Source organism: Herminiimonas glaciei (genome assembly GCF_042664955.1).
GTDB classification, from domain to species: domain Bacteria; phylum Pseudomonadota; class Gammaproteobacteria; order Burkholderiales; family Burkholderiaceae_D; genus Oxalicibacterium; species Oxalicibacterium glaciei.
Genome location: NZ_JBHTBU010000001.1, coordinates 2,279,991 through 2,298,259, shown reverse-complemented (window position 1 = coordinate 2,298,259; position 18,269 = coordinate 2,279,991). Strand labels below are relative to the sequence as shown.

At 56.2% G+C, this 18,269-nt stretch carries 17 protein-coding genes and 1 other RNA gene; all 18 read left to right on the top strand.

Going from position 1 to position 18,269, the window contains the following annotated elements; all coding sequences use genetic code 11:
* Positions 1-21 precede the first annotated feature (21 nt).
* The 18 genes from ACFQPC_RS10350 (at position 22) to ACFQPC_RS10265 (ending at position 18,050) form a co-directional block, all read left to right on the top strand.
* A complete protein-coding gene (locus tag ACFQPC_RS10350) occupies positions 22-285 on the top strand; it encodes a DUF904 domain-containing protein (RefSeq protein ID WP_382271770.1) in 264 nt (87 codons plus the stop codon).
* Positions 282-593, top strand: coding sequence for a cell division protein ZapA (locus tag ACFQPC_RS10345; RefSeq protein ID WP_012078491.1), 312 nt, complete (start codon positions 282-284; stop codon positions 591-593). Before ACFQPC_RS10350 ends, ACFQPC_RS10345 begins: the two co-directional genes overlap by 4 nt.
* A gap of 37 nt (positions 594-630) precedes the next feature.
* Positions 631-810, top strand: a non-coding RNA gene (gene ssrS / locus ACFQPC_RS10340) — 6S RNA.
* A gap of 127 nt (positions 811-937) precedes the next feature.
* On the top strand, positions 938-1,396 hold the full coding sequence (locus tag ACFQPC_RS10335) for an EVE domain-containing protein (RefSeq protein WP_382271769.1): 459 nt from the start codon (positions 938-940) through the stop codon (positions 1,394-1,396).
* 685 nt (positions 1,397-2,081) lie between these two features.
* Positions 2,082-3,284, top strand: a complete 1,203-nt coding sequence (gene epsL / locus ACFQPC_RS10330; protein WP_382271768.1) for an XrtB/PEP-CTERM-associated polysaccharide biosynthesis outer membrane protein EpsL — start codon at positions 2,082-2,084, stop codon at positions 3,282-3,284.
* Positions 3,274-4,677 (top strand): undecaprenyl-phosphate glucose phosphotransferase, encoded by a 1,404-nt coding sequence (locus ACFQPC_RS10325; protein WP_382271767.1) that lies wholly within the window; start codon positions 3,274-3,276, stop codon positions 4,675-4,677. The genes epsL and ACFQPC_RS10325 overlap by 11 nt, the downstream gene beginning before the upstream one ends.
* Positions 4,678-4,714: 37 nt before the next feature.
* Entirely contained in the window at positions 4,715-5,503 is a 789-nt protein-coding gene (gene epsE, locus ACFQPC_RS10320) for a polysaccharide export protein EpsE (RefSeq protein ID WP_382271766.1), read from the top strand.
* A 13-nt stretch (positions 5,504-5,516) separates the two neighbouring features.
* Entirely contained in the window at positions 5,517-6,920 is a 1,404-nt protein-coding gene (epsF, locus tag ACFQPC_RS10315; protein ID WP_382271765.1) for a chain length determinant protein EpsF, read from the top strand.
* Positions 6,921-6,964: 44 nt separating this feature from the next.
* On the top strand, positions 6,965-7,867 hold the full coding sequence (epsG, locus tag ACFQPC_RS10310; protein WP_382271764.1) for a chain length determinant protein tyrosine kinase EpsG: 903 nt from the start codon (positions 6,965-6,967) through the stop codon (positions 7,865-7,867).
* A 16-nt stretch (positions 7,868-7,883) separates the two neighbouring features.
* On the top strand, positions 7,884-8,903 hold the full coding sequence (locus ACFQPC_RS10305) for a polysaccharide pyruvyl transferase family protein (protein ID WP_382271763.1): 1,020 nt from the start codon (positions 7,884-7,886) through the stop codon (positions 8,901-8,903).
* Positions 8,904-8,915: 12 nt separating this feature from the next.
* Complete coding sequence (locus ACFQPC_RS10300) at positions 8,916-9,992, top strand: glycosyltransferase family A protein (RefSeq protein WP_382271762.1); 1,077 nt, start codon at positions 8,916-8,918, stop codon at positions 9,990-9,992.
* Between the two features lie 4 nt (positions 9,993-9,996).
* The gene (locus tag ACFQPC_RS10295) at positions 9,997-11,478 is read left to right on the top strand and encodes an O-antigen ligase family protein (protein WP_382271761.1); all 1,482 of its coding nucleotides are present in this window, start codon (positions 9,997-9,999) and stop codon (positions 11,476-11,478) included.
* Positions 11,475-12,449 (top strand): acyltransferase family protein, encoded by a 975-nt coding sequence (locus tag ACFQPC_RS10290; RefSeq protein WP_382271760.1) that lies wholly within the window; start codon positions 11,475-11,477, stop codon positions 12,447-12,449. The genes ACFQPC_RS10295 and ACFQPC_RS10290 overlap by 4 nt, the downstream gene beginning before the upstream one ends.
* Before the next feature lie 20 nt (positions 12,450-12,469).
* Entirely contained in the window at positions 12,470-13,897 is a 1,428-nt protein-coding gene (locus ACFQPC_RS10285) for an Atrophin-1 multi-domain protein (protein WP_382271759.1), read from the top strand.
* Positions 13,897-14,457, top strand: a complete 561-nt coding sequence (locus ACFQPC_RS10280; RefSeq protein ID WP_382271758.1) for a serine O-acetyltransferase — start codon at positions 13,897-13,899, stop codon at positions 14,455-14,457. Before ACFQPC_RS10285 ends, ACFQPC_RS10280 begins: the two co-directional genes overlap by 1 nt.
* Complete coding sequence (locus ACFQPC_RS10275) at positions 14,454-15,698, top strand: glycosyltransferase family 4 protein (protein WP_382271757.1); 1,245 nt, start codon at positions 14,454-14,456, stop codon at positions 15,696-15,698. The genes ACFQPC_RS10280 and ACFQPC_RS10275 overlap by 4 nt, the downstream gene beginning before the upstream one ends.
* The gene (locus ACFQPC_RS10270) at positions 15,695-16,882 is read left to right on the top strand and encodes a glycosyltransferase family 2 protein (RefSeq protein ID WP_382271756.1); all 1,188 of its coding nucleotides are present in this window, start codon (positions 15,695-15,697) and stop codon (positions 16,880-16,882) included. Before ACFQPC_RS10275 ends, ACFQPC_RS10270 begins: the two co-directional genes overlap by 4 nt.
* Entirely contained in the window at positions 16,872-18,050 is a 1,179-nt protein-coding gene (locus tag ACFQPC_RS10265; protein WP_382271755.1) for a WecB/TagA/CpsF family glycosyltransferase, read from the top strand. The genes ACFQPC_RS10270 and ACFQPC_RS10265 overlap by 11 nt, the downstream gene beginning before the upstream one ends.
* Positions 18,051-18,269 lie beyond the last annotated feature (219 nt).

Sequence of the window (18,269 nt, the reverse complement as noted above, 5' to 3'; positions counted from 1 at the left end):
AGCGGAAAACCGGCGCTCTGTTTGCGCAATCTATTGACGGTCATTCCTCTGCACATCTATAGTGGCGAGATGATTACAGACTTTCACAATCTTTCTGCAAAGATCGGCCAGCTGGCTGATTTGACCCAGGCGCTGCGGAGCGAAAACGCGGATTTGCGCATCAAATCGGCCGCCCTGGCAGCCGAAAATGCCGAATTGACACGGCGCATGCAGGAAGCGCACGAGCGCGTTGCTGCGCTGCTCGCCAAGATCCCGGCACAAGAACAAGATGAGGAGACCGCATGATCCAGCTCGACGTATCCATCATGGGCCAGCCTTATAAGCTGGCGTGCAAGGAAGGCGAAGAGGGCGCGCTGCAAGAGGCGGTCGCCTATCTGGACGGCAAGATGTCGGCAATTCGCGACGCCGGCAAACTGAAGGGGAATGACCGCATCGCCGTCATGGCCGCGCTCGGAATTGCTGCAGAACTGCTGGCAACCAAATCACCGGATGGCCCCTTGTCGGAGATGTCGATGTCCGAGGTCAAGCAAAAAATCGCTGCAATGCACGAAACCCTCGATACCGCATTGGCGCCACAAGAAAATCTTTTCTGAGATTTCTTTTACTTGCCCGCCGATTGGAGTAAACTAAGCGCTCCTGCCGTGTTCGCCATTGCCATAAAATCCTTGAACCATTTATGCGCAGCGGCTGCGGAATTTTGTTCGACGGGAGTGCGCGTCGCTAGTCCGATGAACCCGAAGTTGAACTAACTGTGGCCAACTTGAACCTCTTGGTTCAGGATGCCGGCAAAGCGGCACTGGCGGGACTTGATTACTGAAAACGGCTGCATGCAAATGCAGCCGTTTTTTTATTTCTGCATCCAGTTTGGACAAGCAGGCCAGTCTGGTTCAGAATAATTCGATATTCCGGATTTTTAACTTCTTTACGCGAACAGCTTATGCGCTATTGGCTCATGAAATCTGAACCGAGCGAAGTCAGCATTGACGATGCCTGGTCCGCTCCCAAAAGAACCGTCGCCTGGACTGGCGTGCGCAATTACCAGGCGCGCAATTTCATGCGCGATGCGATGCAGGTCGGCGACGGCGTGCTGTTTTACCATTCGAGCTGTGCCGAACCCGGTATCGTCGGCCTGGCCGAAGTGGCCAGCACTGCTTACCCCGACCATACGCAGTTTGAGCCGAACAGCCATTACTACGATCCGAAAGCAACACAGGAGACACCACGCTGGGTAATGGTTGACGTGCGTATACGCAAGAAGACCCGTCTGTTGTCGCTGGCAGACATGCGGACCATGCCGGAATTGAGTGGCATGGTGCTCTTGCAACGCGGCAGCCGCCTGTCGATTACACCTGTTACACCAGATGAATGGAATTTCATTTGCGCGCAATTGGCGTGAGTCACTGCTACTGAAACATGGTTCTATTGCGCAGGCGGAATATTTGCCTGCGCATTCTTCTTCCCTCGTCATCAATCCGGTCTGGTAAATATTTTCTGCAATGGAAAATTGTCGGGTCGTGATCGACTCAGTTACAAAAAATAATCGCAATATTTTTATGAAGATTTGATGACATCCTGCTCGTCATTTTTTCGCATTTGTTTATACGGTAAAAAATTCAAAGCAGGCCTTCTGCTTAATTATTAAGCAGTTGTGCACCTCAAGCGCGCAAGATGTACACGCATTGCAGGTAAGTTTTACAAAACAATGCACTTCCTGCGCTTGCCGAAAACCAATCCATTTCTTCTCATTATTTTTTATCGATTCAAAGCGCGAATGTCTCGTATTTTTTCTGCGCGCTGACTGAACCAGACGCGGAACTAATTCATCGTCGCCTTCTCTTAACGAGCTCTTTGTGTAGACAAAATGATATGAATTTATTGCTGTAAGAGATTTTTGTCCGAACGCAATTTGAAAGAAAAAATATTCACCTGCTTGCGTCTATGTTCGCAACGGTAATTTAAAACGGATGGGGAAAATGATGGTGGCGTTGAATTCGAAAATTTGCAGTATGCAATCGCTGGCTCGAACATTTTCGCGCAACATCAATTGCACCGCGCTAGCTTATTGATGACGGGTTGCTGTGATGAATAAGCGTCGCGATGTATCCGGATACGGTGACTATGTCCTCGTATCGGCCCTGGCTTTCGTCGGGGTCATGACTTGCCTGCCGGCACTGGCAATAGAAGGCGATACCTTTACGCCCTACGCCAGCTATGGCATCTACTACGATGCCAATCTCTTGCGCCAGTCGGACGCCGTGCGGCAAAGCGGGGCGCAGTTGTCCGATCGCTGGACCCGTGCCGGAGTGGGCATACGCATGGACAAGGAAATCAGCCGGCAAAAATTGACTGCCGATGCCTCGGTCTATCGCGCCGATTACGACCACTTCAACCAATACAGCAATACCGGTAAGGACGCGGTTGCCAACTGGAAGTGGGCGCTCGGCAATCAATTCACCGGCAATGTCGGCGTCAATTATGCACAGGCACTGACGCCGTTCGAGGATTACCGCAGCCTGGAGCGCAGCATGCAGACGCAAACCAAGACCTATGTCGATGGTTCGTGGCGCTTCCATCCAAGCTGGCAATTGAATACCGCATACAGCCATTACGACCTGGGCTATGACCTGGCATCGCAAAAGCCCTCCGAACGTACGCTGGATATCACCGATGTCGGTGTCGATTACCTGGCGCGCAGCGGCAATAAGGTGGGTGTGGTTTTACGCCACATCGAAGGTGATTATCAATATGCGGACATTAATTCCTATTCGCAAAATGAAGTGAAGGCCAAGGTGGACTGGCAAATCACCGGCAAGACCCTGATTCAATTCCTCGGCGGTTACGCCAAGCGCGAATATGCGGTCAATCCGCAGCGCGATTCCGGCGTGCCGAGTGCGCGCCTTACCGCGTACTGGAAGGCGACCAATAAAACCGCAATCTCACTCGGTGCCTGGCGCGAGCTCGGTGCCACCGACAACCTGGCCGCCAACTATGCGCGTAACCAGGGTGTGAGCCTGGCCTCGACCTGGGACGCCACCAGCAGAATCAGTGTCGATGGCCTGGTGATGACAGAGAAGCGCAGCTACAACGGCGTTTCCGTGATAGCGGGACTGGATCCGCTAAATCGTTCGGATGACTATCGCAATGCCTTGCTCGGCGTGACCTACAAGCCGACTTCGCATTGGCGTATCCGCGCGGCGGTATTCCGTACCACCCTGGATTCCAACATTCCGTCGGCCTCCTACAGCACCGATGGTGCACATATCAGTACACGCTATGAATTCTGACATCAGCCAAATCAAATATCCGGCGGATATTCCCGCGCGTAATTTTTACCGCCGCCTGTTGGATCCCTTGATCGCGATCGGCTTGCTGTACCTGGTGAGCGTGATGATCGGGCAGGGCTTCAGTGCGCAGCATGTGGTGCTGGCCATCCTGACCTTCTTTATCAGTTCTACCGTATTCAGCTGGAGTGATCCATGGCGGGATGTTTCTTCACGTAATTTCCTGAGCCAGCTTAAATCGATACTGCTGGTATGGAGTACGGTGGTCGTACTCCTACTTTTTTTCGGCTATGTCGCCGGCCTGGCGACCTTGTTTACGCAGCATGAGGTCGTGCTGTGGCTGCTGCTGACACCGCCGGTCCTGCTGGCTGCGCAGATCATCCTGCAGAAAGCCAGCTCCGGCTTGCGTCGTACCGGTATCCGTTCGGTGGTGCTGGTGGGCGTCAATGAATTGAGCGTCAAGCTGGCGGAGCGCGTCGATGAAAATCCTGATTTGCGCATGGAAGTCAGCGGCTTCTTCGACGACCGTGATGTATCGCGCCAGCCGGATGAGCAGCGCGTGCCCCTGCTTGGTAGCATGTCCGATATCCCGGCGTATGTACGGCAAAACAATATAAATACAATCTTCATCAGCCAGCCGATTTCGGCCCAGCCGCGCATACGCAAGTTGCTCAATGAGTTGCAGGACACCACCGCCTCGATTTACTTCCTGCCGGATATCTATGTCTTCGACCTGATCCAGGCGCGCTTTGACAGCGTCGCCGGCTTGCCGGTGGTGGCAATTTGCGAATCACCGTTCACAGGCATTAACAGCATGATCAAGCGCGGCAGCGATATCGTGCTCGCTTCAATTATCCAGCTCATGCTGTTGCCGGTAATGCTGGGTATCGCGATTGCGATCAAGGTCGGGTCGCCGGGACCGGTGATATTCCGTCAACGCCGTTACGGCCTCGATGGTGAAGAAATCATCGTCTACAAATTCCGCTCGATGACGGTGTGCGAAGACGGCGCGCGCGTGGTGCAGGCAACCAAGGATGACCAGCGCATTACCCGCATCGGCGCTTTCCTGCGCAAGACCTCGCTGGATGAATTGCCGCAGTTTTTCAATGTGCTGCAGGGCCGCATGAGCATCGTCGGGCCGCGCCCGCATGCAGTTGCGCATAACGAGCTATACCGCAAACAGATCAAGGGTTACATGCTGCGCCACAAGGTGCGTCCCGGCATCACCGGCTGGGCCCAGGTCAACGGTTTGCGTGGCGAGACCGATACGCTGGACAAGATGGAAGCGCGTATCGCTTATGACCTCGATTACCTGAAGCGCTGGTCGCTGGCGCTGGACCTGTGGATCATCCTGCGCACTTTCAAGGTCGTGCTGACGCGTGACAACGCCTACTAATGGCATCTATCCGATACCGAAGCAAATGGAGTAAGAAATGAAAAAAATAAGACATGCAATGTTAGCGATATTAATGGTCACCGTCGGCAGTTGGGCTACCGCTGCCGATGTGCCGCTGGGCGCCGGTGATGTGGTGAAAATCACCGTATTCGGCAATAACGACCTGACGGTGGAAACCCGCGTCAGTGAGGCGGGCAGCATTTCCTTCCCGCTGGTCGGTGAAGTAAAAGTCGGCGGCCTCTCGTCGAACCAGGCGGAAAAGAAAATTGCCGACCTACTGGATAAGGGCGGCTTCATCCGCAACCCGCAAGTCAACCTGATGGTGACTGAGATGCAGAGCCAGCAGGTGTCGGTACTGGGGCAGGTCAACAAGCCCGGGCGCTATCCGGTCGACGGCAGGCGCAGCCTGACCGATGTGCTGGCGATGGCGGGCGGTGCGAATGAAGAAGCAGCCGATACCGTCATCCTCACGCATACCCGTGACGGCAAAACCAGCAAGGAAACCATAGACCTGCTGGAACTGGTGCGCTCCGGCGATCCAAGCAAGAACCGTGAACTGGTCGCCGGTGACCAGGTATTTGTCGAACGTGCGCCACGCTTCTATATCTATGGCGAAGTGCAGAAGCCGGGTTCCTACAAGCTGGAACGCAACATGATGGTGCTGCAAGCCTTGTCCACCGGTGGTGGTCTCAGCCCACGCGGTACCGAACGCGGCGTCCGCATCAAGCGGCGCGATGCGAATGGCGTACTGCAAATCATGACCGTCAAACATGACGATTTGCTGAAGCCGGACGACATCGTCTATGTAAAAGAAAGCCTGTTCTGAGCGGGGCAAGACTATGACTATCAGCCAAATCCTGCGCACCCTGCGTGCGCGTTACAAAATCATCGTGCTCTTGCTGGCACTGACGCTGGCGTCGGCCTTCGTGGTCAGCCTGGTGATGTCCAAGACTTACAAGGCAACCACCGCACTGGTGCTGAACAACAAAGGTGTTGATCCGGTCACCGGCCTGAACGTGCCGGCACAACTGACGCCGGGCTATATGCCGACCCAGGTCGATATCGTGAACAGCAAAGTCGTCGCGATGAAGGTCATCGACGACCTGAAGCTGGCCGACAATCCTGCGGTCAAGGAACGTTATGCGCGCCTGGACCCGGGCCACGGCACGATACAGGACTGGCTGGCCGATGGCTTGCGCAGCAACCTGACGGTGGAACCGGCGCGTGAAAGCAGTGTGCTGAACATCAGCTTCAAAGGGGATGACGCTGATTACGTCGCCAAAGTGGCGAATGCCTTCGCTGCTGCTTACCAGCAAGTCAGCGTGGACCTGAAAGTGGCGCCGGCACAGAAGGCCAGCGGCTACATCAATGAGCAAATCAAAATCCTGCGCGACCGCTTTGAGGATGCGCAAAACCGCATGTCTGCCTACCAGCAAAAGAACAACATTTTCAGCAGCGATAACAAGCTGGATGTGGAAACCGCGCGCCTGAACGAGTTGTCGAGCCAGCTGGTAGTGGCGCAAGGACAAGCGATGGATGCGACTTCGCGCCAGCAACAGGTCAAGCGCAATGCCGGGGATTCGCCGGATGTCTTGTCCAATCCTTTGATACAGACGCTGAAGTCGCGCTTGTCGGAAGCGGAAGCCAAGTTTGCTGATACATCGAAAAAACTCAATATCAATCACCCGCAATACATCGCCGCCAAATCGGAAGTGGATCAGTTGCGTGCCAACCTGAACCAGCAGATAGGGCTGGCTTCCAGTGGTGTCGTGAACAACGCGAAAATCGCGCAGCAACGTGAAGGGGAAATTCGCGCGGCACTGGATGCACAAAAGAAAAAGGTATTGGCGCTGAATGGTGCACGCGATGAACTGAGCGTGTTGGCGAATGAAATGGAAAACGCCAAAAAAGCGTACGAGACCGCCTCGCAACGTCTGACCCAGACCAGCCTGGAAGGGCAGTCCACGCAATCCGATATTTCGGTACTGACCGCAGCAACGCCACCGCGCAGCCCGGCCAGTCCACGCCTGATGCTCAACCTGTTGGTGGCGCTGGTGGTGGGGCTGATGCTGGGTGTCGGTGCAGCGATCGCGATGGAGTTGCTGGATCACCGCGTACGTTCACCGGAAGACCTGACGCGCATCTTCGATTTGCCGCTGATAGGCGTGATCGAGAAAACCAAAAAGCTGGGCAAGAGAAATCCTCCGCGCCTGGGCCCTGCCGGACCCGCGTTGCCAGCCTGACGCCACAAGCGACAGCACAACGCACACTATAGATAGGAAACATCATGATCAGAAACGCAACGCAGATACAGGATGCGGCCACACTGCATTATCGCGAAACCCGTCCGCTGACCACCGCCAACCAGATGGGCAGCATACTCATCAAGAGTGGCCGCCTCACTGCCGGTGATACTGAACTCATCCTGCGCGAGCAGCATAAATACCGGCAACGTTTTGGCGAAACCGGCGTCGCGCTGGGTCTGTTGACAGCTGCCGATATCGATTTTGCCCTGTCCAGCCAGTTTGCCTATCCGTACTTGCGCCGTGGTGAAAGCAGCGTCAGCGAAGAGGTTATCGCGGCCTATGATCCGTTCAGCAAACAGGTGGAAGCCTTGCGTGCTTTGCGTAGTCAACTGGTGATGCGCTGGTTTGGTTCCGGCGTGCAGCGTTCGGCATTGGCGATTACCAGTGCCGAGCGTGGTGATGGCCGCAGCTATATCGCGGCCAACCTGGCAGTGCTGTTTTCGCAGCTGGGCCAGCGCACCTTGCTGATCGATGCCGATATGCGCAGACCGCGCCAGCATAAATTATTCGGCATAGAAAACCGCAGTGGCCTGTCCGGCATCCTGTCCGGACGTAACGCTGCCACTGACGTGCAGCGCATAGAAGCGCTGATGGATTTGTCGGTCTTGCCGAGTGGCGTGTTACCGCCGAATCCGCAGGAGTTGCTGGGACGTGGTGCCTTCCCGCAAATGCTGCGTGACTTCAGCACCGAGTTCGATGTGATCCTGATTGATACCCCGCCTGATTACGACTACGCCGATGGCCAGACCGCGGCCGCCCGTGCCGGTGCGGCGCTGGTCGTGGCGCGCAAGGACAACAGCCACGTCGGTGCGATCGGCAACCTGGTTGATTCGATGAAGCATAGCGGCGTGCTGGTGGTCGGCGCTGTCATGAATGAATACTAAATTTAAATGAGATGACATGGCGAGCCTGAAGAATCACAAACAGCTATGCAAGGAATTGATGCAGCGGCATGAAGTATTGCTGGAGCTGATAGGCGATGCGCCTTTCCACTATGTCGATATCCCGACGCACGGCAATGTCGGCGATCTGCTGATCATGCATGGCACGCTGGCTTTCTTCCGTAAGCACGGTTTGTCGCCCAAGCTGATCGCACCCTACGACGCCTATGATCCGGAGTGGATAGACGAGGGCGATGTGATCGTATTCCACGGTGGCGGCAATTTCGGCGACCTGTATCCGTGTTTCCAGCAGTTGCGGGAAGACATCGTCATGTCGCATCCGCACAATCGCATCATCGTGCTGCCGCAATCGCTGCATTTCTCTTCAGCCGCCGAGCAGGCCTCTTCAGCCGAAGTATTCCGCAGCCATCCGGATGTACACATCTGTGTGCGGGATGAAGTGTCGCTGCAGATGGCGCAAGCCTTCAGCGATCACGTTTATCTGTTGCCGGATATGGCGCATCAGCTTTATCCGCTGCGCGCAGGTAACAAACGCCCGTCGCAGCACGGCTTGCGTATCAGCCGCGTCGATGATGAAGGCGGTATGCACGCCGAGATGAGCGACCTGGATGTCGACACCGTCACCGACTGGCCGGAATTCGTCGGTGAGCGTGAAGAACATATCAATCTGTTCCGCCGCGGCCTCGGTGGCTTCTATCGTCGTGGCATGGGACGCGCCGCGAATCGCATCCTGGTGCGTTTGTGGATTGCTTACTCAGGTCGCCTGGTGAAAGACGCGGCGCGTTTGTTTGCACGGCATGAGTTCATCGTGACTGATCGCCTGCACGGCCACATCCTCGCTTGCCTGCTGAATCGGCCCAACATCGTGCTCGATAACAGCTATGGCAAAAATTCCCGTTATGTCGCGGCGTGGACGCAGCGTAGTGAACTGGTGACGCTGGAGCAGGCACAGACGCCGCCAGCCCAGACCAGAACAACACGAATCGCAGATGCCGCACAGTTAGCGGCCATCATTTAAGGGAGAATTATTTTGGCAACCATAGACGTATTACTGCCGGTCAAGAACGGTATCGATTACCTTGCCGCATCGCTGGACAGCATTTGCATGCAGACTTTCAAGGATTGGCGTGTGCTGGTGCTGGACCATGGTTCTACCGATGGCAGCCTGGAGCTGGCAGAGGATTATCATCGCCGTGATCCGCGCATAGAAGTGCACAGCTTCCCGCAGGCCGAAGGCCTGGCTGGTTTGCTGAATTGTGGCCTGGAGATCAGCGATTGCAAATATGTGATGCGGCATGATGCCGATGATGTCTGCTTCGTTGATCGCATGGAGATCGTACTGGCCGCTTTTAAACGGCAGCCGGACTGCGTCGCCATCAGCGGACAATCGTCGGTGATCAATGGTGCGGGCGAAGTCGGTGGCAATATCAAGATGCCGGTCGGTCGCCAGCGTGTCGCAGCCGCCAGTTTCTTCCGCAATCCGATTACGCATCCGGCCGCCATGATGGATTTCGCCGCGGTACAAAAACTGGGCGTGCGTTACGGTTCCGACTTCCTGAAGGTGATGCCTGCTGACAAACGTTTACAGGTGAATAGCCTGGCCGAAGATTACTTCATGTTCGGGCAACTGGCGATACTCGGCAAATGCACCAATGTGCCGTCACAGCTGATCCAGTATCGCTGGCACGGCAGCAATGTTAGCGCGACACGTTTCCGTGAACAGGTCGAAGTGTCGCTCGATATTTCGCGTTACCTGACGCGTTCTTTCTGCATCATGCATGGCTTGCCTTACTTCGATCCGGCGCCATTCTGCAATCACGGCGGGATTTTGTTTGATGTGAACGGCAAGACTGATTTCTCCGACGAGTTCGCGCAGATGGCGTATACCCTGCGCCGCGGACTCGGTGCGTCGGAGGAGCTGGAACGCGAACTGATCTTCCGCAAGGCGGCATCGACGCGACAGGATGCTGCCTTGCTGTGGCGTTACTTCCAGTTCCAGTCGCGCAACGCACCTGAGACCGGTGAATGGAATGCCATCCGTTCCTGGCTGATCCGGCGTTTCCCGGGCAAGGGCAGCATGAGTGTGGCCGGGGAACTGGCCGCTTAAGTCCATGCCTACCGACATTCCATATCAAGGCACTGCATCCGGCAGCAGCAAAGTACATATGCGCTGGCTGCCGAACCAGGGGCAGGCGCATACGGTGCTAGGCGTGATCGTGCTGGCGCTGCTGGCCGGTATCGTCGTGCCGTTTTATGCGGAAGTGATGGATTACAAACTGGCGCGACTGGCCGCCTTGCCTGCCTTCCTGCTGTTTGGCTTCCTGCTGCTGTTTAACCGCATGGCGCTGCTGACGCTGATTATCGTGTTCCGCTCGGTCGGTGATGTGGTGCTGGAGTCGACTCGCTTCTCGATAGGCGGCTATACCACTGGCCTCGGCGGTGTCATCAACCTGTGCGTGATCCTGCTGGCTTGCATGCTGGTGATGGAAAGGCCGCAGCAGTTACCGAAGAAGATGGTCTGGTCGTGGCTGCCTTTCCTGCTGGCGGCATTGTTCGGCGTCGTGATTTCGCCGGAGAAGGGTGATGCGATTCGCACCTACCTGACGCTGCTGTCTTATTTCGCCATGTTTGTCAGTGCTTTTTACTTCGTGCGCTCGGCGCAGGATTTCCGTTATTGCGTGCGTCTGGTCTTGTGGTCTTCGGTTTTGCCTGCGCTGTATGCGGTGCTTGATGTGGCCCTGCATGGTGGCAGCGGCGGGGCGGAAGGCTTCCGCCTGCAATCGACGTTTACCCATCCGAATATCTTCGCTTTTTACCTGACGCTGGTGATTCCGCTGACCCTGTTCACGCTGAAGGATAAAGCAATGCCGCTGAGTGGCACCATGCGCGTGGTGGTGACCCTGTATTTCTTTTACCTGCTGGCTTTGCTGGTACTGACACAGACCCGCAGTGCGTGGATCGCCTGTCTGTTTGTATTTGTCGGTTATGCCTTGCTGTTTGAGCGGCGTTATCTGCTGTACCTGATGCTGTTGCCGGTAGTGGCCTTGCTGGTGCCGGAGATCCGCGATCGCCTGCTGGACCTGGGGAGCGGTACCGAAGCGGTCGGCTATGCCAAGCTGAATTCCTTTGCCTGGCGTCTGTCGATCTGGGAGAGCGGCTTGCAATGGATGCGTCCCAGTCATTATCTGTCCGGTTATGGTGTCGAGGCTTTCCGTCATTTCTCACAAACCTTTTTCCCGGCTGCAAACAAGATGAACTGGGGTGCACACAATGTGTATGTGCAATGGTTCTTTGACGCCGGTGTGCTCGGCTTGTGCGCTTATCTCTTCCTGTATGCACGCATGGTGCTGGTACTGAAAGCACTGTTCAGGGCAGACCGGCTGGCATCCTTCATCACGATCGCGATTGTGATCGTGTATCTGGTGGTGTCGTCGTCGGACAATATGTTCGGTTACCTGGTCTTTAACTGGTACTTCTGGTTTGTCATCGGAGCCGGTTGTGCGCTGGCGACTATCAGTGGTGCATTGCCTACGGCTAAAACTGATGCAAAAGTTAACGGCGGCGTGCCGCAACAGAAGGCAGGTGTGGGATGAGCGGCCCGCGCCTGGAAGTGCTGGATGGCTGGCGCGGCGTCAGCATCCTGTGTGTGCTGGCAGCGCACTTGCTGCCTATGGGGCCCAAGGTATTGCAGATGAATGCCATGTTCGGCCTGCTCGGCATGTCTTTGTTCTTTACCTTGTCCGGTTTCCTGATTACTTCCTTCCTGCTGAAGGACCCGCCGGTTTCGGATTTCCTGGTGCGTCGCTTCTTCCGTATCCTGCCGCTGGCGTGGCTGTACCTGGCGCTGGCATTGACGCTGGCGGGGGCATCGGCTGATACCTGGTTATCGCATTTCTTCTTTTACGCGAACCTGCCGCCGGTGCATCTGGTCACGCTGACCGAGCACATCTGGAGTTTGTGCCTGGAGATGCAGTTCTACCTGGGCATCGCCTTGCTGTTTGCCTTGTTTGGTGTGCGCAGCTTGTTGTTGCTCCCTTTGCTGGCTTTGTTCTTCACCGGCTTGCGTGTGACGGATGGCGTGTATGCATCCAGCATCAGTTATTACCGCATGGATGAGATTTTGGCCGGTTGTACTTTGGCGCTACTGGTGCATCACCGCAGTGATTTGCGCGTGCTGGCGTGGTTGAAAAGAATCCCGCAATGGCCATTGCTGCTGTTGTTGCTGGTGTCCTGCCATGAGCAGGGTGCGGCGCTGAATTACCTGCGTCCTTACCTGGCGGCCTTGCTGGTCGGCAGCACCATCGTTAATCCGGCCAGCACGCTCGCCACCATGCTGAACCGTCGCGTGCTGGTTTACCTGGCGACTGTCTCCTATGCGCTGTATGTGATCCATCCGCTACTGGCGCATACCTGGCTCGGCAGTGGCGACGTGATCATCAAATACCTGAAACGGCCATTGCTCTTCGCCGTGCTGTTCATCCTTGCGCATATCTCTACCTTCTACTTTGAACACTGGTGGATAGCGCGCGGCAAGATGATGGCCAATAAATTGAAAACAGCTTAAACAATATGGAGAACCCGGATATGCCTATTTCCCACCCTGATGTCGGTATCAAAAACAGCATTGCGACTGCACTGGCCTTGTGCGGCGCGTTGCTGCTGACAGGCGCGCCCATGCAAGCGGCGGCGCAGGGTAGCTGGGGCACGTATCAAAAACCATTTGCCGCGACTTCACCGTGGAATAGCCGACCCGTGCAAGCGGTACTCGGCGACTTTGTGATCCCGAAATCCACCTATGCCCCCGGTGTCGCCGGTGGTGAGTGGTCTACCGGTGTTTTTCTCGCGAAGGCAGGGGATCAGTCTGTCACGGTGAGCGGCTTGCCGAAGACGCAGGGCTTGTGGGACCCGGATGCGTCCGCTTTCCATGATGTGACTATCCCGCGCTGGCCTGCCGATGTGGTGGCCGCCAGCGCCAGCGATGGGCATGCCGATATCGTCGATCCGGTGACCGGCATCGTCCACTCGTTCTGGCAATTGAAAAAAGTGGATGGCAAGTGGGTCGCCGCACAGTATGCATGGACCAAACTGAATGGTCGCGGCTGGGGTGATCCGGCGCATTACTTCCAGGGTGCGCGCGCGGCCGGGGTGGCAACTGCAGGTGGCCTGATACGCAAGCATGAAGTGAAGGACGGCGATGTGATGTATCGCCATGCGCTGGCCATGTCGCTGACCTTTGACGGGCTGTCGTCGCAACCGACTTATGTATTCCCTGCGACTTCGGCAGATACCGATGCCGCCACACGCAATACGGGAAAGATACCGGAAGGTGCCTTGCTGATGCTGCCGCCTTCTTACGACACCAGCAAGATCAGCAATCCCGATTTACGCAAAGTGGCAGAGACACTGAAGACCTACGGCGCCTATGTGGTTGATCGTAACTTCGGCACGCCTTTCTTCATCTATGTGGAAAACGGTGCCGGTTTCGATTTGCATAAAGGCGGCTGGGACAACAATGTGGCCAATGACCTCGAACGCATGCGCGTGGCACTGCGTCCGGTGGTGTCAGCGCAAGGCTGGCTGGATGGCGATGGCAAGCCGGTCACCTTGCAAAAGCCTATGAATCTCCTGTCCATGCGCGGCCCGTGGCAATTGCAATCTGGTGCCAGCCTGGGGACTTTTGATACCTGGCAGCAGGCGGTGGTATTTCCCGCCAATGCGCAGCCGGTGACACAAGTTAACTACTCGTCGCGTGGCCTGCATCCGGTGAACTGGGCTTTGCCGCAGGCCGGGAAGAACTATCGCATCACGGCACGTACCAGCGGTGGCGGCACATTACGCCTGCAAGTACGTGATCCGTCGGGGAACCCGCTTTACTTCGATAGCGGTGAACTGGCACATGGCGAGAGCAAGACTTTTGCCTGGCCTGATCCACGCGCCATCGTGACGGTGTACGCGAGCAGCGGTACCGGAGCGGCTTCCACCGTCAGTGGTGAGTTACTGCAACAGGATTGATGCATATGGATAGCGACTGGTCGGCAGATCTGCAGCGTTATGACATGCGGCGCCCCTTCCTGAAAGAGCAATCGATCTGGGCGGTGTGGACTTATCGCATGGGGCGACGCATAGACAGTCGCGCACCGGGCCGGATCAGGCGTTTGCTGACGGTTGTGTACTGGCCGTGGTTCCGGTTGGTGGAAACGGTAGTCGGTATCAGCTTGCCGAAGTCGGCAGTGATAGGCGGCGGCTTACGTATCTGGCATTTCGGCGGCATCTTTGTGCACCCGGAAGCGCAGATAGGTCGCAACTGCACTTTGCGTCAGGGCGTGACCATAGGTAATCGCAGCGCCGATGGTGCGGTGCCTGTGATCGGCGACGATGTGGAATTCGGTGCTTATGCCCAGGTACTGGGCGCGGTACGCATTGGCCATGGCTGTCGTATCGGTGCACTGTCAGTCGTGTTGTGCGATGTGCCCGATGGCGCGACGGCAGTCGGCGTACCGGCACGCATAGTGCATCTACAAGAAGAAAGACATATGCCATCCGTGATGGATGGCCGAAAGGAATTGAAGTGAATGCGATACGTGTTGCCTACCTGATTAATCAGTACCCGAAGGTGAGCCACAGCTTTATCCGGCGGGAAATACTGGCGCTTGAGCGACAGGGCATGAATGTGCAAAGGATAGCGATGCGCGGCTGGGATGGTGACCTGGTCGATGCGGAAGATTTCACCGAGCGTGAACGAACCCGCTATGTCTTGCAAAAAGGTTTGGGTGGTGTATTGCGCGCGATGTTTTCGATTGCGACGTCAACGCCGTCCCGCTTGTGGCATGGCTTGCGCCAGGCCTGGCGTATGAGCAAGCGCGCCGATCGTTCCTTGCCATATCACCTGATTTACCTGGCCGAAGCCTGCCAGGTTGCACTATGGCTGAAGCGCGAAGGTGCAACGCATTTGCACGCACACTTCGGTACCAACTCGGCCGAGGTGGCGATGCTGGCTTCCGGGCTGTCAGGCATCCCCTACAGCCTGACCATCCATGGCTCGGAAGAATTCGATAAGGCCGAATTCATCGGCCTCGGGGAAAAACTCCGGCGTGCCACCTTTGTTGCGGCAGTCAGTTCCTTTTGTCGCAGCCAGTTGTATCGCAGCGTGGCCTATCAGCACTGGGCCAAGATGCACATCGTGCATTGCGGCGTCGATCCGGATTTCTATCGGATAGGTGCGACCCAGGTGGTCGAAAGGCCGCGCTTTGTTTGCGTAGGCCGCCTATGCGAACAGAAAGGACAGCAAATCCTGATCGAAGCGGCGGCAAAGCTGGCAGCCAAAGGGATAGATTTTGAACTGGTACTCGCCGGTGACGGTGAAATGCGACCCGAGGTGGAAGCGCTGATTGCCAAACATGACCTGGCGGCGCAGGTGCGCATTACCGGCTGGATCAGTAGTGAAGAAGTGCGTCAGGAACTGCTGGCGGCGCGCGCGCTGGTGATGGCGAGTTTTGCCGAAGGCTTGCCGGTGGTGATCATGGAAGCGATGTCGGTGCAAAGACCGGTGTTGACGACCTGGATTGCCGGTATCCCGGAGCTGGTGATTGAAGGCGAAAACGGTTGGTTGTATCCGCCTGGTTCCGTCGATGAATTGGCACTGGCGATGGAACGCTGCCTGAATACGCCGGCCGATGAATTGGCACGCATGGGTTCGCGCGCCAGGACCCGCGTGCTGGCGCGCCACGATATCGATCGCGAAGCGGCAAAGCTGATTGCGTTGTTCTACCAGGTGGCGGAAGGCGATCGCTGGCTGCTGGGAGGTAAATCATGATGACTTTATTCCAGCTCATCCTGTCCTTGCTGGTACTGGCCTTGCTGGTGCCGGTAGCAGTGCTTTTGTTGCAGGTGTTGGCGGCATGCAAGAAGACTATGCCGGCGGCCTTGCCCACCGGTCGGCGGCCGGTGGTGGCGGTACTGGTTCCTGCGCACAATGAAGCACAAGGTATCGCAGCCACTGTCGCCGGCATACGCGAACAGTTACGTGAAGGTGACCGTATCCTGGTGGTCGCCGACAACTGTGATGATGACACTGCGGAACTGGCCCTGGCCGCCGGCGCGCCGGTGCTGGAACGAGAAGACTTGTATGCGCGCGGCAAAGGCTATGCGCTCGATGCCGGTGTGCGCCAACTCGCACTCAGCCCACCCGAAGTGTTGATCATCATCGATGCCGACTGTCGCCTGAAAGCCGGTTCGATTACGCATCTGGCTTGTCGTGCACTGGAAATGCACAGGCCGGTACAGGCGCTGGACCTGATGCGTGCACCAAGGGGTGCTGGCCTGAAAATACGCATCGCTGAATTCGCATGGATAGTGAAGAACAAGGTACGCGCGCTGGGTTTCCATCACCTCGGTCTGCCTTGCCAGTTGATGGGAACCGGCATGGCTTTCCCATGGGGGTTGATTGCACAGGCGTCGCTGGCGAACGGCCACCTGGCGGAAGACATGAAGCTGGGCATTGAACTGGCGCGGGCGGATGCGGCACCGTTGTTTTGCCCGGAAGCTTGCGTCGTCAGTTATTTCCCGCAAGGTGATGAAGCCGCGCGCATGCAACGCACGCGCTGGGAACACGGCCATATGGGCATGATAGTCAGCGAAGGTTTGCCACTGCTGTGGCAGGGCTTGCGTGAAAAGAATCGCGCACTGTTTGCGATGGCACTGGATATGTGCGTGCCACCGCTGGCTTTGCTGACCATGGTTTCGTGCGCGGTGTTCGCCGTCGCTGCATTGAATTTCCTGGTCTTTGATGTTGCCGCGCCATTGCTATTGGCGACTGCGCTGCTGGCGGCACTGACGCTGGCAATACTTTTGTCATGGCAGCGTTTCGGCCAGCAAGTGCTGAGCCTGAAGGATTTGTTTTCCGCGCTGGGCTATGCCTTTTGGAAATTGCCGCTGTACATGAAGTTTTTCGTGAACCGCCAGCTGGAATGGGTGAGGGCCAAACGCGATGCAGAATAATTACGCAACAGTGCCTGCCCTCGCTGGCGCAGCCATATCCGCCTATCCGCTGCAAACTGATTTCCAGCGCCGGGTAGTGTGCATACTCGGGCTGCCTTTCGACGTGATCAGTACCGAACAGGCGGTCGATAAGCTGTCCGATGCGGCCCGGCACTACCAGCGCTGCTTCCTGTCTACGCCCAACCTGAACTTCGCCGTTGCCAGCCTGGCCGGCGGCGATTTCCGTGATTCAGTCATACGCAGTGACTTGTCTGTGGCGGACGGTATGCCGCTGGTCTGGATCGCACGCTTGCTGGGTTTGCCTGTTACTGAACGCGTCGCCGGTTCCACCTTGTTTGAACGCTTGCGCACGCGCGGAAAATTACGCGTGTATTTCTTTGGTGGTCCGGACGGCGTGGCTGAAGCGGCGGCGGAAAAACTAAATGCCGGTGCATCCGGCCTGGTGTGTACCGGTCATGAATCGCCCGGTTTCGGCAGTGTCGAACAAATGAGTACGAACGCGATCATTAATCGCATCAATGCCAGCCAGGCCGACTTCGTGGTGGTTGCCCTCGGTGCGAAGAAAGGGCAGGCGTGGATAGAACACAATCTCGCCGCACTGGATGCACCCGTCATCAGCCATCTTGGTGCAGTCGTCAATTTCGTCGCCGGTACCGTGGTGCGTGCACCGCGTTGGATACAGCGCATAGGCGGCGAATGGTTGTGGCGTATCTGGGAAGAACCCAGTTTGTGGCGACGCTATTTGCACGATGGCATGACCTTGCTCAGGCTGATGAGCCGGCAGGTCATTCCATGCGCACTGTTTCTTCGACGTCGAAAGTGTGATGCAGCCGCATTGGCTGCGGCGCACATCAGCGTCAGCAAGCAGCCTGGCCTGTGCACCATAACGGCCAGTGGCGCGTGGGAAGAAAGTAACCTGCAGCCGATGCGCAAGGCATTCTCTGATGCAACTGCAACGCCTGGCGATATCCGCATCGACTTCTCTGCTGTCACGCACATCGACAGTGCATGCATAGCCTTGCTGATGCTCTTGTATGGACATCAGACAAAAGTGCAGCGTAATTTCTTTTTGTACGGCGTGCATGCCGATGTGTTGCGCACCCTGCATTTGTTTTGTGCGGACTACCTGCTGCGCATCGAACAGCCTGTTTTTCTCACGACCGCATGATGAAAAATTTCATTGTAAAAGTTACGCGCGTTGACGATTTTTGCCGTGCATTTTTTTCAAAAATACGAGATAAATTTCTACAGAAAAATATTTCAGTTTGATGAAGTTTCCCTCTGAAAACGCGTAAATTTTTCAACTAACTTTATTGTTAAATCTTCTAGTTAAATAGTGAACTTTGCAGTAATCCAGCTCTCTTTGTAAGGGTGCAAATTTGCCGCT

Bases quoted from the DNA above. Each gene is read 5' to 3' on its own strand.
- ACFQPC_RS10345 (WP_012078491.1), top strand. From the start codon at position 282: ATGATCCAGCTCGACGTATCCATCATGGGCCAGCCTTATAAGCTGGCG.
- ACFQPC_RS10335 (WP_382271769.1), top strand. From the start codon at position 938: ATGCGCTATTGGCTCATGAAATCTGAACCGAGCGAAGTCAGCATTGAC.
- epsL (WP_382271768.1), top strand. From the start codon at position 2,082: ATGAATAAGCGTCGCGATGTATCCGGATACGGTGACTATGTCCTCGTA.
- ACFQPC_RS10325 (WP_382271767.1), top strand. From the start codon at position 3,274: ATGAATTCTGACATCAGCCAAATCAAATATCCGGCGGATATTCCCGCG.
- epsE (WP_382271766.1), top strand. From the start codon at position 4,715: ATGAAAAAAATAAGACATGCAATGTTAGCGATATTAATGGTCACCGTC.
- epsF (WP_382271765.1), top strand. From the start codon at position 5,517: ATGACTATCAGCCAAATCCTGCGCACCCTGCGTGCGCGTTACAAAATC.
- epsG (WP_382271764.1), top strand. From the start codon at position 6,965: ATGATCAGAAACGCAACGCAGATACAGGATGCGGCCACACTGCATTAT.
- ACFQPC_RS10305 (WP_382271763.1), top strand. From the start codon at position 7,884: ATGGCGAGCCTGAAGAATCACAAACAGCTATGCAAGGAATTGATGCAG.
- ACFQPC_RS10295 (WP_382271761.1), top strand. From the start codon at position 9,997: ATGCCTACCGACATTCCATATCAAGGCACTGCATCCGGCAGCAGCAAA.
- ACFQPC_RS10290 (WP_382271760.1), top strand. From the start codon at position 11,475: ATGAGCGGCCCGCGCCTGGAAGTGCTGGATGGCTGGCGCGGCGTCAGC.
- ACFQPC_RS10285 (WP_382271759.1), top strand. From the start codon at position 12,470: ATGCCTATTTCCCACCCTGATGTCGGTATCAAAAACAGCATTGCGACT.
- ACFQPC_RS10280 (WP_382271758.1), top strand. From the start codon at position 13,897: ATGCATATGGATAGCGACTGGTCGGCAGATCTGCAGCGTTATGACATG.
- ACFQPC_RS10270 (WP_382271756.1), top strand. From the start codon at position 15,695: ATGATGACTTTATTCCAGCTCATCCTGTCCTTGCTGGTACTGGCCTTG.
- ACFQPC_RS10265 (WP_382271755.1), top strand. From the start codon at position 16,872: ATGCAGAATAATTACGCAACAGTGCCTGCCCTCGCTGGCGCAGCCATA.